The sequence below is a fragment of the Streptomyces sp. SID12488 genome (genome assembly GCF_010548275.1).
Classification (GTDB): Bacteria; Actinomycetota; Actinomycetes; order Streptomycetales; family Streptomycetaceae; genus Streptomyces.
The window spans coordinates 91941-105454 of sequence record NZ_JAAGLT010000027.1 but is presented as its reverse complement, the minus strand read 5'-3'; the positions used below and the strand labels follow the sequence as shown (position 1 = coordinate 105454).

Sequence of the window (13514 nt, the reverse complement as noted above, 5' to 3'; positions counted from 1 at the left end):
CCCTCTTAAAAGAGGGGGATTCCAACCCGGTTGGGTTGAGGTTCACGGACACTCGACCGCGTTGTGGGCGGTGTCGTCCCTCCGGCACCGGCTGTTCGCCGGGGGCGGGGGATCCCGCCCTGTCCTGCCGCGACGTTGTTCGCTGCGTTGGTGTCCGCGTTGCAGGTGAAGCCGCAGGAGGAGCAACAGAATTCGGCTTGGCTCTTGCGCGAGTTCTTGTCGATCCATCCGCAGGCGCTGCATCGCAGGCTGGTGTGTGGGGCGGGGACGTCTTCGACCCGGCCGGGGGCCTTGTGTTCGGTGCGCCGGCGGAGCATGCCCCAGCCCTGGGCGAGGATGGCCCGGTTGAGTCCGGCCTTCTGACGCACGTTCTTGCCGGGCTGCTCGACGGTCCCCTTCGCCGAGCGGGTCATGTTCTTGATGTTGAGCTTCTCGAACCGCACCAGGTCGTAGGTGCGGGCGAGTGTCGTACTCGTCTTTTCGCACCAGTCCTTGCGCCGGTCCGCCTCTCGTGCCTTGAGCTTGGCAACCTTGGCGTACCCGGCGGTCATGGCCTCGCTGCCCTTGGGCGCTCTGGCGGCTCGCCGCTGGTGCTTGCGCACCTGTGCCCGCTCTTTGACCGTGAGCCGCGGGCAGTTCAGCTTCCGGCCGTCGGACAGCGCGGCCGTGATCGTCACGCCCCGGTCGATGCCGATGACCTCACCTGTACCGGGGGCGCCGATCGGCGCGGGGACGACCGCGAACGCCGCGTGCCACTGTCCGTTGCGCCAGGTGATCCGGAACGTCTTCGCGCTGGGCAGCCCGGTACGGGTAAGGCGGAAGCGGACCCAGCCGCAGCCGGGTACCTTCACCTGCGCCCACCGTCTGTTGAGTTTCTGCACCACCACTGAACGGCCCATGACCTGTTTGCCGGTCTTCGTGTTCACCTTCGGCGAGCCGTTCGTCTCGAACTCCGACACGCGGTCGGTGCCGATGACCCGGAAGCCCTCGTGCCGGTACTTCTTGCGCCAGGTCGGCTCGCCGAACCCGGACGTGAACCGCGCGTTCTTGGCCTGTGCGAAGTCCTTAAGCGCCTGCTGCTGAACGTCCGCGTTCCCGGCACCCAGCCATTCGTTGTCCCGTCGGGCTTCGGTGAGCTGGCGGCACTGTTCGGCGAAACCGGGTGTGGCCTTGCGGCCCTTGTACCAGTGCGAGTGCTGCTCGACGGCCAGGTTCCACACGTACCGGGCGTGCGCGCAGTGCTTACGCATGATCGCCTCCTGGGCGGTCGTCGGGTACATGCGAAACCTGGATATGGTCCCATCTTAGCATCGAGTTGGGTCCGGTGTCAGAATGGGACCATGACGAAGCATGTGAACCTCCGCCTCCCCGATGACGTGCACGAGATGGCCGTGGCCGCCGCGACTGCCGATGACCGCTCCCTCAACTCGTGGCTGATCGCAGTCGTGCGCCGCGCCGCCGAGTCGGGTGAGACGCCGAATCACGCTGGCGGCGATTCCGCGATCCCTGCCCCGCTACGCGGGAGCGACCCTTCACCCCGGCCCTGAAGGGCCGGGCACCCCGCCCGAAAGCAAGGTGGAATCCGAAGGTGCCGCGGGACTGGTGTGCCACGGTGACGCTGGACCGGTCGACGGGGCTGGGGTGGGCGGGCGGTTATGTCGGTTCCGGGGTTGCCACGGCCAATCTCGCGGCGCGGACGTTGCGGGATCTGGTGCAGCTCGACTCGGGGCAGGCGGGGCGTACCGAGCTGATCGATCTGCCGTGGGTGGGGCACCGGGTGCGGAAGTGGGAGCCGGAGCCGTTGCGGTGGCTGGGGGTGCGAGGGATGTACGCCACGTACCGGGCGGCGGATCGGCGGGAGTCGGCCGGGGGTGGTGAGCGGTCGTCGCGGCTGGCTCGGGTCGCGGACCGGGTGGTTGAGCGGTAGGTGGGGCGCTGGTGGTGCAGGGGGCGGCTGGTTACGGCTCCAGTCCCCGTTGCCGCTGCCGGGCGTGGCGCGGTTTCGGAGGACGCGGTGGGAGGCGGCAGGGGCGAGTGGCTGGTCATGGTTCCAGTACGACCTTGCCCGTCGTGGCACGGTTTTCGAGGGCTCGGTGGGCGGTGGCTGCCTCGGTGAGGGGGAAGCGGTGGACGGCCGGGGTCAGGCGGCCGGTGGCGGCTTCCGTGAGGGCGCGGAGTTCGAGGGTGCGGAGGGGGTCGGGGCCGCCTGTTCTCGCCAGCATGGCCGGGCCGAGGACCTGTTCGGAGACGCCCTCGACGAGGTGGGGGCCGCCGGTGTGGATGCCTTCGCCCGACCAGCCGAAGACGAGGTGTTGTCCGGTGGGGGAGAGGAGGGCTGTGGCCTCGCGGGCGATGTCGCCGCCCACGCCGTCGAAGACGACGGTGGCGGGCCGCCCGCCGAGATACGCGCGGACCTTCTCCGGCCATGCGGGATCCGTGTAGTCGACGGCGAGATCGGCGCCGTTCGCCGCGACGAGGGCCGTCTTCGCCGGGCCGCCCGCCAGGCCGATCACGGTGGCGCCGGCGTGCCGGGCGTACTGCACGAGAAGGGTGCCGATGCCGCCTGCGGCGGCCGGGACGACGGCCACGGAGTCGGGGCCGAGGTCGGTGAACTGCAGGATTCCCAGCGCCGTACGCCCTGTGCCGATCATCGCGACGGCCTGGGCGAAGTCGAGGCCGGCCGGGATCTCGTGCAGGCGTTCCATGTCGGTGACGGCGAGTTCGGCGTATCCGCCGGGTTGGAATCCGAGGTGGGCGGTGACGCGCTTGCCGAGCCACAGGTGCGGGGTGCCCTCGCCGAGGGCGTCGACGGTGCCGGCGACCTCGCGGCCGGGGACGGTCGGCAGCGGGGTGGGCGTGGGTGCCGGGCCCTGGATGCCCTCGCGGAGGGCTGTGTCCAGGAGGTGTACGCCGGCTGCGGCGACGGCGATACGGACCTGGCCCGGGCCGGGTGCCGGGTCTTCGACCTGTTCGTAGGTGAGGTTCTCGGCGGGGCCGAAGGTGTGCAGGCGGATGGCGTGCATGAGGTGTCCCCCAGGTGTGTGGCTTTGCGTGCGGGCTGCTGCCACTCTTCAACCTCAGGCTTGCTTGAGGTCAAGGGGGTTGTGGGCATTGTGGGGGTCGAGGGGGTCGAGGGGGTCGTGGGGGCCGCGGGGGTCGTGACGGCCACGGTTTCGTCGGGTGTCCAGTGCCAGTGACACGGCGGTCAGCGCGCTGTTGAACGAGACCTCCGCGAGGACGCCTGGGGCGGCCACCTGGTCGCCCGCGAGGTAGACACCGTCGCCGCGTTCGATCGCGGGCCGGTCGCGCCAGCTCGTACCCGGGAGGTCGACCGCGCCGGTGCGGCCGTTCGCGGTGGCCTCGCGGCGCCAGGTGACGCGGTCGCGCCAGCCGTCGAAGGCCAGGTCGAGCACTTGTTCTGCGCGGGCGATGCCCTCGGCGCGGGAGGCGTGCGGTGCGATCGGGAACTGGCCCTGGAGGAGCTGCTCTCCGGCCGGTGCGAGGGTGCGGTCCTGTGCGGTGAAGCGTTCCAGCCAGCCGGGTGCGTCCAGGTCGGAGACGACGAAGGGGTCGCCGCGCCGGGTGCGTACGGCAAGGTCCAGGAGGACCGTGCGGGCGCCGGGCCAGGTGAGGGTGTCGTCGCGCAGGAGGTGCCGGGCGGCGTCGAGGGAGGTGGCGACGATGACGGGTGTGTCCTCGGGGAGCGTGTCGACGCGGGACAGGGTCTCCACCCGTACGCCCAGGTTCCAGGCGCGGGCGGCCATCCGGTCGATGACGCTGGCCCAGCCGCCGCGCGGGTAGTGGGCCTCGGGCGGGAGGGCGGCGGCGCGGCGCAGCCGCTCCTGTACGAAGGCCGCGGACAGGGTGCCCGGGTCGTGGTGGAAGAGGGCGACGGCGGAGTAGTGCGCGGCGGCCCGCGCGCCCTTCTCGCCCGCCTGCTCGGTGGCCCAGGTCATGAAGTCGACGTCCACGGGAGCCTGTTGGGCGCTGTGGCGAAGCAGTTTGAGCATCGCGAGGGGCGGGGTGCGGCGCAGGGCGCCCTGGTGGCGGAAGTGGAAACGGGCGGCTTCGAGGGGCGGGAGTGGGGCGAGGGGGCCGATCAGGTCGCGTCGGGTGAGCCAGGTCCAGTGCGGGCCGCCGCTGTAGAGGGCGTGCGGGCCCTCGTTCGTACGGTAAGGCTCCTCGGCGGTGCGGCCACGGCCGCCGAGGGTGTGATGGGCCTCGTGCACGGTGACCTTGGCGCCCGCCTCGGCGGCGGCGATGGCGGCGGTGAGACCGGCGAAGCCGCCGCCGATGACGGTGAGGGTGGTGAGCGGGGTGCGGGTGCGGGTGTGAGTACGGACCGGGTGCATGTCTGGGGTCTCCCTGCGGTCGGCGCTTACTGCTTTCCGGCGGTGCTTTCTGCCGGTGTTTTCTGCCGGTACGACCGATCGAGGGGGTCGGAATGTGACATGGGTGTGGGGGAGACGGGTTTGTGCAGGTCAGGGGGATTGTCAGTGGCGGGGTGCAGGATGGGGGCATGGCGAGGCGAGTGGTGGATGGCGTGGGCGGAGCGGGTGGAGTGGGTGGTACGACGGGTTCCCGGGCCGGGGTGAAGGGGGCGCGGCGGCCCGAGGTGCGGTTGCCGGTGCTGGAGCCGTTCGGGGGCGGGCAGTTGGAGGCGGACGGGGACTACGACGGGCTGGAGTTCCGGGAGTCCGACTTCGCCGGGCAGGACGGCGGGGGTGCCCGTTTCATGGACTGCGCGCTGACGGGGTGCGCGCTGGACGAGACACGGCTGCACCACGCCCGGCTGCTCGACTCGGTCCTCACGGGGATACGGGGGGTCGGCACCAACCTCGCCGAGTCGACGCTGCGTGATGTGGAGCTGGTCGACGCCCGGCTGGGCGGGGTGCAGTTGCACGGGGCCGTGCTGGATTGGGTGCTGGTGCGGGGCGGGAAGATCGACTATCTGAACCTGCGCAAGGCGAAGCTGAAGGATGTCGTCTTCGAGGGGTGCGTGCTGGTGGAGCCGGACTTCGGGGGTGCGGTGCTGGAGCGGGTGGAGTTTGTGGACTGTGTGCTGAAGGGGGCGGACTTCAGTGCTGCGCGGCTGAGCGATGTGGATTTCCGGCGGGCTGCGGAGCTGGGGTTCGCGCGGGGGGTGGACCGGTTGGCGGGGGCGGTGATCAGTCCGGTGCAGTTGCTTGATCTGGCGGCGGTGTTCGCGACGGAGCTGGGGGTGCGGGTGGAGGGGGTTGGGTAGTTTGCCTGCCTGCCTGCCTGCCTGCCTGCCTGCCCGTCCGGCCACCAGCCCTGCACTGCTTCGTCAGCCCGGGTCGGCGCCCAGGTCAGGTCACGTGACCCTCGGGAAGCGGGCCTGGAGTGTCCAGATCGCCGGGTTCTCGCCGAGCGCGTCGTGCAGGTCGATCAGGTCGGCCAGTACGTCGTGCAGGAAGTCCCGTGACTCCTTGCGGAGTTCAGTGTGGGAGAAGTTGAGTGGGGGCTCCTCCGCCGGCATCCAGTCGGACTCGATGTCCACCCACCCGAAGCGGCGCTTGAACAGCATGCGGTCGGTGGACTCGGTGAAGTCCAGTTCCGCGTACTGGGGGCGGGAGGCGCGGGAGCCCGCGGGATCCTGGTCCAGCTGCTCCACGATGTCGCACAGCGCCCACGCGAAGTCGAGTACCGGCACCCATCCCCAGGCTGTGGACAGTTCCCGGTCCGCCTTGGTGTCGGCGAGGTAGACGTCTCCGCAGAACAGGTCGTGGCGGAGTGCGTGGACGTCCGCGCGGCGGTAGTCGGTCTGCGGGGGGTCCGGGAAGCGGTTGGAGAGGGCGTAACCGATATCGAGCACGGTGGTGATGGTGTCATGGCGGGATCGACGCCCGTGAACCTGTCTCCGCACGGGTGCGAAGCGCGGGTACGCACCCGCGGGTACTCAGGACTCCGTGGCCGGCCGGGGTCCGCCGAACCCGTGTTCCGAGAGGTCGAACGAGTTGCCCTCCGGATCCATCGCGCGGTACTCGGCGAAGGGGCGGTCGGTGAAGCGCTCCGCCGGCTTGTCCGCGCCCTTCTCGATCAGCGCCGCCGAGGTGGCCGCCGTATCGGCGATGTGGAAGCCGAAGTGGTTCATGCCGAGCGGGGTGTCGCCGTCGAGCCGGTGCTTGATGAGGGCGAGGGAGAGGTAGCCGTCGGAGAGGAAGCAACTGCCGTCGGGGTCGCGGTGGTACAGCTCCATCGAGAAGACGGAGCTGTAGAACTCGGCCAGCCCTTCCGGGTCCCGGGCCACGACGGCGAGGTGCCGCAGCTTCGGGCGGCCGGTCTCGGTGTCGGCCTTCTCGGGCTCGGGCGTGGCTGACACGGCGGGTGCGGTTGCCGGGATCATGTTGTGGAGGGCGACGATCTGCCAGAGGTCCGGGCCGTCGTGCGTGCCCGTCCGCTCGACGACGGCCAGGGCGTGGGCCGAGGCCAGGGTCGTACCGTCGGCGGCGCGGACCGTGGACTCCGCGTCGACCGTGGCGAGGCCCGGGCGCAGGTGTCGTACGGCTGTCACCCGGGCGTCGAGCCGGGTGTCGGCGTACTGGGTGCGGAAGAGGCGGTCGTGGTCGGCCTGGATGCCCGCGCGGCCCGGCGGCTTGTCGCCGCGTACGGTCGTGAAGTCGCAGTCCGTCGCGAAGCTCGCGGCGAACAGGGTGGCGTCGCCCGCCTCCCAGCCGCGGGCCATGGTCTCCCACAGGGCGCGGATCGCGTCGTCGGCGAGGTTGCTGCCGCTGTTTGAACTGCCGTTGGAACTGCCGTTGTGACTGGTGCCGTGACGGGTGTTGTGACGGGTGTTGTGCGTCGTCATCGTGGGTGTACCCCGACCTTGGTTCGTGTGCGGATGCGCAGGGGGAGTTCGGTGCACGCCTTGTCCGGGGCGGCAGTCGGGGGCGGGGACCAGGCGGCCATGGCGTGGTGGAAGACGTCGCGTTCGTGCGGTGGGCCTATCCGTGCCGGTCGGGGTGAAGAGCTGGTACTCGCCGACGGCGGCGGCGAGGAACTCGTCGAGGGCCTGGTTGTCCATCAGGACGGTGGGGGGAGCACTGCCGGGGCTGGTTCCTGGGGGGACAGTGCTCGTCCGACAAGGACGGCATGGGTGACGTGTCTCCGTCTCTCGTAAGCGCTCGCGTGGGCGTTTGCCGTTCGGGGGCTTGAGGGTTCGGAGCGTAGAGGGCCCGTTCTTGAAGTTTCCAGGAGTCTTTCGGAAGCCTGGGGATATCCCTATGCGCGGGAGTTGGGCGGGCAATGTGCCAGCGCCGTGCGGAGGTGTGCGGGCACGCGAAAGCCCCCGGTCCCAACGCCAACAACTCGCGCTCGGCCGGGGGCTTTTCAGCCGCCTTGTGCGGCTCGTTCGTCGAATCAGACGTTGACGCCGAAGTCCTTGGCGATGCCCGTAAGGCCGGAGGCGTAGCCCTGGCCGACGGCGCGGAACTTCCACTCGGCGCCGTTGCGGTACAGCTCGCCGAAGACCATGGCCGTCTCCGTCGCCGCGTCCTCCGAGAGGTCGTAGCGGGCGATCTCGGCGCCGCCGGTCTCGTTCAGGATGCGGATGTAGGCGTTGCGGACCTGGCCGAAGTTCTGCGAGCGGGTCTCCGCGTCGTAGATCGAGACCGGGAAGACGATCTTGTCGATGTCGGCCGGGAGGCCGGCGAGGTTGACCTTGATCGCCTCGTCGTCGCCCGCGCCCTCACCCGTGCGGTTGTCGCCGGTGTGGACGATCGTGCTGTCCGGGGTCTGCTTGTTGTTGAAGAAGATGAAGTGGGCCTCCGAGTAGACCTTGCCCTCTCCGTTGACCGCGATCGCCGAGGCGTCGAGGTCGAATTCCGTGCCGGTCGTGCTGCGGACGTCCCAGCCGAGGCCCACGGTGACGGCGGTCAGGCCCGGAGCCTCCTTGGTGAGCGAGACGTTGCCACCCTTGGACAGGCTTACAGCCATTGTTGGGAGTCCTTCCCTCGTTGACGTACGTGCGTGCGGAGCGGTGCGGTGTCCTGTACGGGACGAAGCTACCGTCACTCCCATGAACGCCGACGGGGGACCCGAAGGTTCCGTGTCTTTACTTTCTTTACCTTCCGTGACGGCTGTCGTAGCGAAAACGGGGTGACGTGGACCGGACAGCCGCGCGACCATGGTGGGCATGTCCGGTCCCTACCTCATCCGCGGCTCCGTCTCGCTCCCCGAGGCCGAGCTCATGTGGCGTTTCTCGCGGTCCGGCGGTCCGGGCGGGCAGCACGTCAACACCAGTGACTCGAAGGTGGAGCTGAGCCTCGACCTCGCGAACACCGAGGTGCTGCCCGAAGTCTGGAAGCAGCGCGCGCTGGAGCGTCTCGCCGGCCGGCTCGTCGACGGAGTCGTCACCGTCCGCTCCTCCGAGCACCGCTCGCAGTGGCGCAACCGCGAGACGGCGGCCGTACGCCTGGCCGCCCTCCTTGCCGAGGCCACCGCGCCTCCGCCCAAGCCCCGCACCCCCACCCGTATCCCGCGCGGAATCAACGAACGCCGGCTGCGGCAGAAGAAGGCACGCGCGGATGTGAAGCGGGGCCGTACGGGACGGGACTGGGGTTAGAGCTGGGGTTGGGGCTCGGGCGGGGTCAGGGCCTGTCCGGTGACCGGTCATTGCCCGGTCACCCAGTGCCCGGTCACCCAGTGCCCGGTCACCCAGTGCCCGGTCACCCAGTGCCCGGTCACCCAGTGCCCGGTCACCCAGTGCCCGGTCACCCAGTGCCCGGTCACCCAGTGCCCGGTCACCCAGTGACCGGTCATTGGCCGGGTGGCGGATGAACGATCGTGAATTTCCGGGCGGGCGGGAAAAAGAACCGCGGAACGGCTCCGGGAATGAATTTCTCGGCGAGCGGTTCGAATCCCACCGAAGTCATCCCCCGAAGTCATCCCCGCGCCGTCACCTACCGAATGCTCGGTTCGGCCCGGGGCCCGGCGCCCGGATCCCGGAGCGAGTCCCGGCATTCACGTTCGTACACGAAAAGGTCGCGTTGATCGACTAGGTGAGTTTCAGCACTCCGACCGTCTGGCCTCCGCTGGTCTCCCCGGTGGGGCTGAAGCCGAGGCCCAGGTAGAAGGGCTCGGGGCCGGTCGGGCCGGGGTGCCAGGTGACGTAGAGGTCGGTGCCCCCGCGGCGGCGGATCTCGGCGGCGACGGACTCGACGGCGAAGCGGCCGTAGCCCTTGCCCTGTTCGTCGGCCGCGATGTTCAGGCGCCACAGGCCCGAGCGCAGGTCGGCGCCCGTGCCGCCCCAGGCGATGTCGAAGAAGGCCATGAGGAAGCCGACGGGCCGCTCACCGTCGAGGATCAGCCGGGGCCAGGCGGTGCGCGGATGGATGTACGCCTCGGCCAGGGACTTCATGACCGGGTCGACCGCGTGTTCCTGGTCCGGGCGGACCCGTACGGCGACGGCCGCGTCGAAGTTGTCGGAGCTGATCCGCTCCAGTCGGAGCGCGTCGTTCGTCATACGGGCCAAGCTAGGCCGCCCGGTACCGGTGTGACCAGCGGGTTTCTCGTCGGCCCAGCCTGAGTCCGGCTTCAACCCGGCTTCATTCGCGCTTCAGTCCAGCTGTCGGTAGCGGCCCCGGAAGTACGCCAGCGGGCCGCCGCCGTCCGTGCTCGGTGCCGTCGCCGTCAGGACGCGGCCGATCACGAGGGTGTGGTCGCCGGCCGTCACCAGTTGCTCCGTACGGCACTCCAGGGTCGCCAGGGCGCCGCCCACCAGGAGGGCGCCGGATGCCTCGCCCCGGACGACGGGGAGGTCCGCGAAGAGGAGACGGTCGCTGATGCGGTTCTTCATCGCGAACCGGCCCGCGATGTGCCGCTGGTTCTCGGAGAGGACGGAGACCGCCCACAGGGGCTGTTCGGCGAGCAGGTCGTCCATCCGGGAGCCCTCGCGCACGCTGACCATGACCAGGGGCGGGTCCAGGGACACCGACAGGAAGGCGGTCGCCGTCATACCGACGTCCTCACCGCCGGGCGCGTGCGGGTCGTCCGGGTCGAGCGGCGGTTCCTGTGCGGTCACCAGGACCACGCCCGAGGCCAGGCGGGACATCGCGGCGCGGAAGTCGTCGTTGCTCACCCCACCAGGATGCCCGGCGGGAGCTGAGACGGTGGCGGCGCCTGGGGTGTGTGAGGTGTGTGGGGTGTGTGGGGCGAGAGTGGAGGGGGTGGCAGGTGTGGTGGACGCGGTGGGTGCTGCGGGGCGAGTGGTCGGCACATGGAAAAGCTATTAGCCGTGCGTGTGCCGCACATCGGACCTGCGCCCGAGCCCGGACCTAGGACTCCCGACCGACACCCAATGATCGGGAACGGCCACGCCGACTTCTCCTCGCCCGTATCCTCGCTCGTAGTGTCCGCACGGATACAAAGTTTGCGTTCAGTAAACGCACAGGGAGAACTCAGAAACTCTACTCAATTGCTCATCTTTCGTTGTGACTTGAGTCACAGGTGACCTTTTTTGTTGACCCTGTGTACCGAGTGGGCAGCGCGCTGTGATTCAGTGGCGGGGAAGGTGAGATAGGCGTAAGGAGGGCGAATGGAGACCGATCAGGAGCCGTACGTCCAACTTGCGACCTTGCGGCAACTGCACCGGGTCATGGCGGACATGAACACCGCGCGCAGTCTGGCGGACACCCTCCAGACCGTCGCCGACGGCGTCGTCAACGGCCTCGGGTACGAGTTGGCCTGCGTCAACCTCGTCCGCCCCGACGGCGATCTCGTCGTCGCCGCCTTCGCCGGGAACTCCGCCGCCGAGGCCCTCATCACCGGCCGGGTCGGCTCGCGCGACTCCTGGGAACGCCGCCTCGCCATGGGCGAGGCCTGGGGCGAACTGGTCTTCATTCCGCACACCGAGGGCTGGGTCCTCGACGACGACGACGTCCCGCAGTGGTACACCGACGGCCCCGCCCCGCGCTTCGAGGACGAGTGGCACCCCTCGGACCGGCTCTTCGCGCCGATGTTCACCCCGAGCGTGCCCGGCGGCACCTGCGGCGAACTGATCGGCGTGCTCTCCGTGGACCGGCCGCGCAACGGCCGCCGACCGGGCGCATGGGGCAAAGAAGCGCTCCAGATGTACGCGTTCCAGGCTGCCATCGCGATCAGCAACGCACGTCTACGCGCGAATATGCAGCGGGCACTGGTCAGACTCGAACGCGAGCAGCAGGCGCTGCGGGCCAGCGAGGAAAGCTTCCGGCAGGCCTTCGAGTACGCCCCCTCCGGCATGGCCATCGCCGAGATGGGCGGCGACCAGCACGGGCGAATACTCCGCACCAACGACGCCCTGTGCCGTCTGCTGGGCCGTCCCGCCTCCGCGATGCGCCGCTACTCCTTCTCCGACCTCGTGCACCCCGAGGACATAGGCACCCTGCTCCGCACCTCCGCCGAGGGCGGGCGCACCGAACTCCGGCTCGCGCGCCGGGACGGCTCGTACCTGTGGGTGTCGCTGCGCAACTCCGTCGTCGCGGACACCACCGATGGCCCGCGCTTCCTGCTCACCCACGTCGAGGACATAGAGGAGCGCAAGCGCCGCGAGCTTCAGCTCGCCCACCGCGCCTCCCACGACTCCCTCACCGGACTGCCCAACTCCGCCGAACTGCGCGCCCGGCTCAGCTCCCGCCTCTGCCAGCGCTCGCAGACGGTGGTGCCCGGCCTGGTCGAGTCGGTCGACGCGGCCTACGGCCACGGCCAGGTGGATCCCTACGGCACGCACGACCAGTACACGACCGCGCCGGTGCCCGTGACGGACGGCGGACTCCAGCCGTACGACGTGAGCGGCCACCAGTTCGACTTCCGCGCGGCTCCCGAGGCATACGGCGCGTACGACCACCACGTCCACACCGTCGCTCCCGAGAGTGAGCAGGACGACGGGACGAAGGGGCTCGCGGTGCTCTTCTGCGACCTCGACGGCTTCAAGTCGATCAACGACCGCTTCGGGCACAACGCCGGCGACGCGGTGCTGATCGAGGTGGCCCGACGGCTCGGCGGGGCCGTGCGCGACGGTGACACGGTGGCCCGGCTCGGCGGCGACGAGTTCGTGGTCCTCGCCGACGGCCTCGGCCGGGCCGACGCCCAGGACCTCGCCGTACGCCTGCGCAACGAGATCATCCAGCCGATCCGGGTCGACGGCCGCGCGATGCGGGTCGGCGCGAGCTTCGGCATCGGGTGGGCACACTGCGGGATGACGGCGGACGAAGTCCTGAAGTCGGCCGACGAGCGGATGTACATCGAGAAACGATCTCGTCCCAAACAGCATCGGCGTGCGGGATGATCACCAGATCAGTGGCCCTGTAGCGATCTTGTAGCCGCTCGTTGCCTCCGGACTCACCCGTTTGGGTCAGCGAGAGCGGGTAGGCTCGTTATTCGCATTGCATCCTTCGCATTGCATGCTTCCCAGGACCTCGCAACATCTCGTGGTCCCGCCCCCGCACCTGTCCCACCCCGCACCTGTTGAGGAGACCCCAAGGGATGACGCCCGGCAACAGCGGCGCGAGCACGCCCGAGGACGACGATCCGTTCGGCTACCTGTACGAGGACGGGCGGGCCAACGGAGCCCAGCCGCCGAGCAGCGGCTACGGCTACCCGAACTCGGTCGGCCGGGTGCGGCCGGTCGGCGAGCGCCAGTACAGCGCGCCGGCGGCCCCGGGGCAGGCCCCCGTCCAGGGCCAGCAGCCCGCGTACGGCCAGACCGCCCCGACCGCCCCGACCGCGCAGTACGGCCAGACGATCCCGCAGCAGCAGGGCGCGTACGGCAGCACCCCGAACACCCAGTACCAGGGGCCCGAGGCCTTCGGCGCCGGCCCCGCGACTCCGCGGCAGCCCACACACGGCGGTGGCGGCGGCAGAGGCGGGCGGGCCTCCGGCCCCAACACCAAGGGACTACTGATCGGCGCCATCGCGGTGGTCGCCGCGGTCGTCATCGGTATCGGCGTGGCCATGATGGGCGGCGACGACGAGAAGGACAAGGGCAACGAGGCCGGTGCGAGCCCGACGACCGGGCAGAGCGCCGAGAAGTCCCCGTCGCCCACCACCTCGGCGGCCTCGGAGGACGAACTCCCGACGATCGACGCGAAGGCCCTGCTGCTCGGCGGCGGCGCCGTCACCACGTCGGACGTCAAAGGCGCGAAGTCGGCCGACGGCGTCTATGTGGGCAACTTCAACAACGTGGGCGCGTCGGTCACCTGGAACGTCAGCGGCATCGCGAAGAAGGGCGAGTACCGGCTGTACGTCAACTACGGCGTACCCGGCAAGGCCGCCACCGCCACGCTGTCGGTCAACGGCACGGCTCAGTCCCGCCCGGTCAACCTGGACAACTTCGCGAAGGCCGCCGAGGGTGACTACGCGAAGGGCTGGACGAGCACCTGGGCGTCCGTCCAGCTGAACAAGGGCACCAACACGCTCAAGATCTCCTGCGAGCAGGGGAATCAGTGTGACGTCAACATCGACCAGCTGTATCTGACGGCTGCCAACGGATAGTGGAGTGACAGGGGTCTGAGCGA

14 protein-coding genes and 1 pseudogene are annotated in these 13514 nt (G+C 69.9%); 6 read left to right on the top strand and 9 right to left on the bottom strand.

Annotated elements, in window-relative coordinates:
* Positions 1-5: 5 nt before the first annotated feature.
* Positions 6-1280, bottom strand: a complete 1275-nt coding sequence (locus G3I56_RS32265) for an RNA-guided endonuclease TnpB family protein (RefSeq protein ID WP_164415191.1) — start codon at positions 1278-1280, stop codon at positions 6-8.
* 60 nt (positions 1281-1340) lie between these two features.
* Between G3I56_RS32265 and G3I56_RS32260 the strand changes: the two genes are divergently transcribed.
* Positions 1341-1547: a toxin-antitoxin system HicB family antitoxin gene (locus G3I56_RS32260; protein ID WP_203691124.1), complete on the top strand. Its 207-nt coding sequence runs from the start codon at positions 1341-1343 to the stop codon at positions 1545-1547.
* Between the two features lie 41 nt (positions 1548-1588).
* Positions 1589-1927, top strand: a pseudogene (locus G3I56_RS32255) (FAD-dependent oxidoreductase); the annotation flags it as partial.
* A gap of 115 nt (positions 1928-2042) precedes the next feature.
* Here G3I56_RS32255 and G3I56_RS32250 read toward each other — a convergent pair.
* Entirely contained in the window at positions 2043-3023 is a 981-nt protein-coding gene (locus G3I56_RS32250) for a zinc-binding dehydrogenase (protein WP_164415189.1), read from the bottom strand.
* Positions 3024-3077: 54 nt separating this feature from the next.
* Entirely contained in the window at positions 3078-4352 is a 1275-nt protein-coding gene (locus G3I56_RS32245) for an NAD(P)-binding protein (protein ID WP_239135232.1), read from the bottom strand.
* A 239-nt stretch (positions 4353-4591) separates the two neighbouring features.
* On the opposite strand from G3I56_RS32245, the gene G3I56_RS32240 reads away from it, so the two are divergent.
* The gene (locus G3I56_RS32240; RefSeq protein ID WP_164415277.1) at positions 4592-5245 is read left to right on the top strand and encodes a pentapeptide repeat-containing protein; all 654 of its coding nucleotides are present in this window, start codon (positions 4592-4594) and stop codon (positions 5243-5245) included.
* Positions 5246-5335: 90 nt separating this feature from the next.
* Here G3I56_RS32240 and G3I56_RS32235 read toward each other — a convergent pair whose 3' ends face one another.
* From G3I56_RS32235 to G3I56_RS32225, 3 genes are all read right to left on the bottom strand, one after another.
* A complete protein-coding gene (locus G3I56_RS32235) occupies positions 5336-5836 on the bottom strand; it encodes a hypothetical protein (RefSeq protein WP_164415187.1) in 501 nt (166 codons plus the stop codon).
* 84 nt (positions 5837-5920) lie between these two features.
* The gene (locus G3I56_RS32230) at positions 5921-6829 is read right to left on the bottom strand and encodes an SgcJ/EcaC family oxidoreductase (RefSeq protein ID WP_164415185.1); all 909 of its coding nucleotides are present in this window, start codon (positions 6827-6829) and stop codon (positions 5921-5923) included.
* 551 nt (positions 6830-7380) lie between these two features.
* Positions 7381-7956 (bottom strand): TerD family protein, encoded by a 576-nt coding sequence (locus G3I56_RS32225; RefSeq protein ID WP_164415183.1) that lies wholly within the window; start codon positions 7954-7956, stop codon positions 7381-7383.
* A 190-nt stretch (positions 7957-8146) separates the two neighbouring features.
* Between G3I56_RS32225 and arfB the strand changes: the two genes are divergently transcribed.
* Positions 8147-8584 carry an alternative ribosome rescue aminoacyl-tRNA hydrolase ArfB gene (gene arfB, locus G3I56_RS32220; RefSeq protein ID WP_164415181.1) on the top strand — a complete coding sequence of 146 codons (438 nt, stop codon included), beginning with the start codon at positions 8147-8149 and terminating at the stop codon, positions 8582-8584.
* Between the two features lie 47 nt (positions 8585-8631).
* On the opposite strand, the gene G3I56_RS32215 is transcribed toward arfB, so the two are convergent.
* The 3 genes from G3I56_RS32215 to G3I56_RS32205 all read right to left on the bottom strand — a co-directional run bounded on the left by G3I56_RS32215 (position 8632) and on the right by G3I56_RS32205 (position 10099).
* Entirely contained in the window at positions 8632-8781 is a 150-nt protein-coding gene (locus G3I56_RS32215; RefSeq protein ID WP_164415179.1) for a hypothetical protein, read from the bottom strand.
* A 235-nt stretch (positions 8782-9016) separates the two neighbouring features.
* A complete protein-coding gene (locus tag G3I56_RS32210) occupies positions 9017-9484 on the bottom strand; it encodes a GNAT family N-acetyltransferase (RefSeq protein ID WP_164415177.1) in 468 nt (155 codons plus the stop codon).
* A gap of 93 nt (positions 9485-9577) precedes the next feature.
* The gene (locus G3I56_RS32205; protein WP_164415175.1) at positions 9578-10099 is read right to left on the bottom strand and encodes a flavin reductase family protein; all 522 of its coding nucleotides are present in this window, start codon (positions 10097-10099) and stop codon (positions 9578-9580) included.
* A 456-nt stretch (positions 10100-10555) separates the two neighbouring features.
* Between G3I56_RS32205 and cdgB the strand changes: the two genes are divergently transcribed.
* A complete protein-coding gene (gene cdgB, locus G3I56_RS32200; protein ID WP_164415173.1) occupies positions 10556-12286 on the top strand; it encodes a diguanylate cyclase CdgB in 1731 nt (576 codons plus the stop codon).
* A 197-nt stretch (positions 12287-12483) separates the two neighbouring features.
* Entirely contained in the window at positions 12484-13491 is a 1008-nt protein-coding gene (locus G3I56_RS32195; RefSeq protein ID WP_164415171.1) for a CBM35 domain-containing protein, read from the top strand.
* Positions 13492-13514: the final 23 nt, after the last annotated feature.

Bases quoted from the DNA above. Each gene is read 5' to 3' on its own strand.
- G3I56_RS32265 (WP_164415191.1), bottom strand. From the start codon at position 1,280: ATGTACCCGACGACCGCCCAGGAGGCGATCATGCGTAAGCACTGCGCG.
- G3I56_RS32260 (WP_203691124.1), top strand. From the start codon at position 1,341: ATGACGAAGCATGTGAACCTCCGCCTCCCCGATGACGTGCACGAGATG.
- G3I56_RS32250 (WP_164415189.1), bottom strand. From the start codon at position 3,023: ATGCACGCCATCCGCCTGCACACCTTCGGCCCCGCCGAGAACCTCACC.
- G3I56_RS32245 (WP_239135232.1), bottom strand. From the start codon at position 4,352: ATGCACCCGGTCCGTACTCACACCCGCACCCGCACCCCGCTCACCACC.
- G3I56_RS32230 (WP_164415185.1), bottom strand. From the start codon at position 6,829: ATGACGACGCACAACACCCGTCACAACACCCGTCACGGCACCAGTCAC.
- G3I56_RS32225 (WP_164415183.1), bottom strand. From the start codon at position 7,956: ATGGCTGTAAGCCTGTCCAAGGGTGGCAACGTCTCGCTCACCAAGGAG.
- arfB (WP_164415181.1), top strand. From the start codon at position 8,147: ATGGTGGGCATGTCCGGTCCCTACCTCATCCGCGGCTCCGTCTCGCTC.
- G3I56_RS32215 (WP_164415179.1), bottom strand. From the start codon at position 8,781: ATGACCGGTCACTGGGTGACCGGGCACTGGGTGACCGGGCACTGGGTG.
- G3I56_RS32210 (WP_164415177.1), bottom strand. From the start codon at position 9,484: ATGACGAACGACGCGCTCCGACTGGAGCGGATCAGCTCCGACAACTTC.
- cdgB (WP_164415173.1), top strand. From the start codon at position 10,556: ATGGAGACCGATCAGGAGCCGTACGTCCAACTTGCGACCTTGCGGCAA.
- G3I56_RS32195 (WP_164415171.1), top strand. From the start codon at position 12,484: ATGACGCCCGGCAACAGCGGCGCGAGCACGCCCGAGGACGACGATCCG.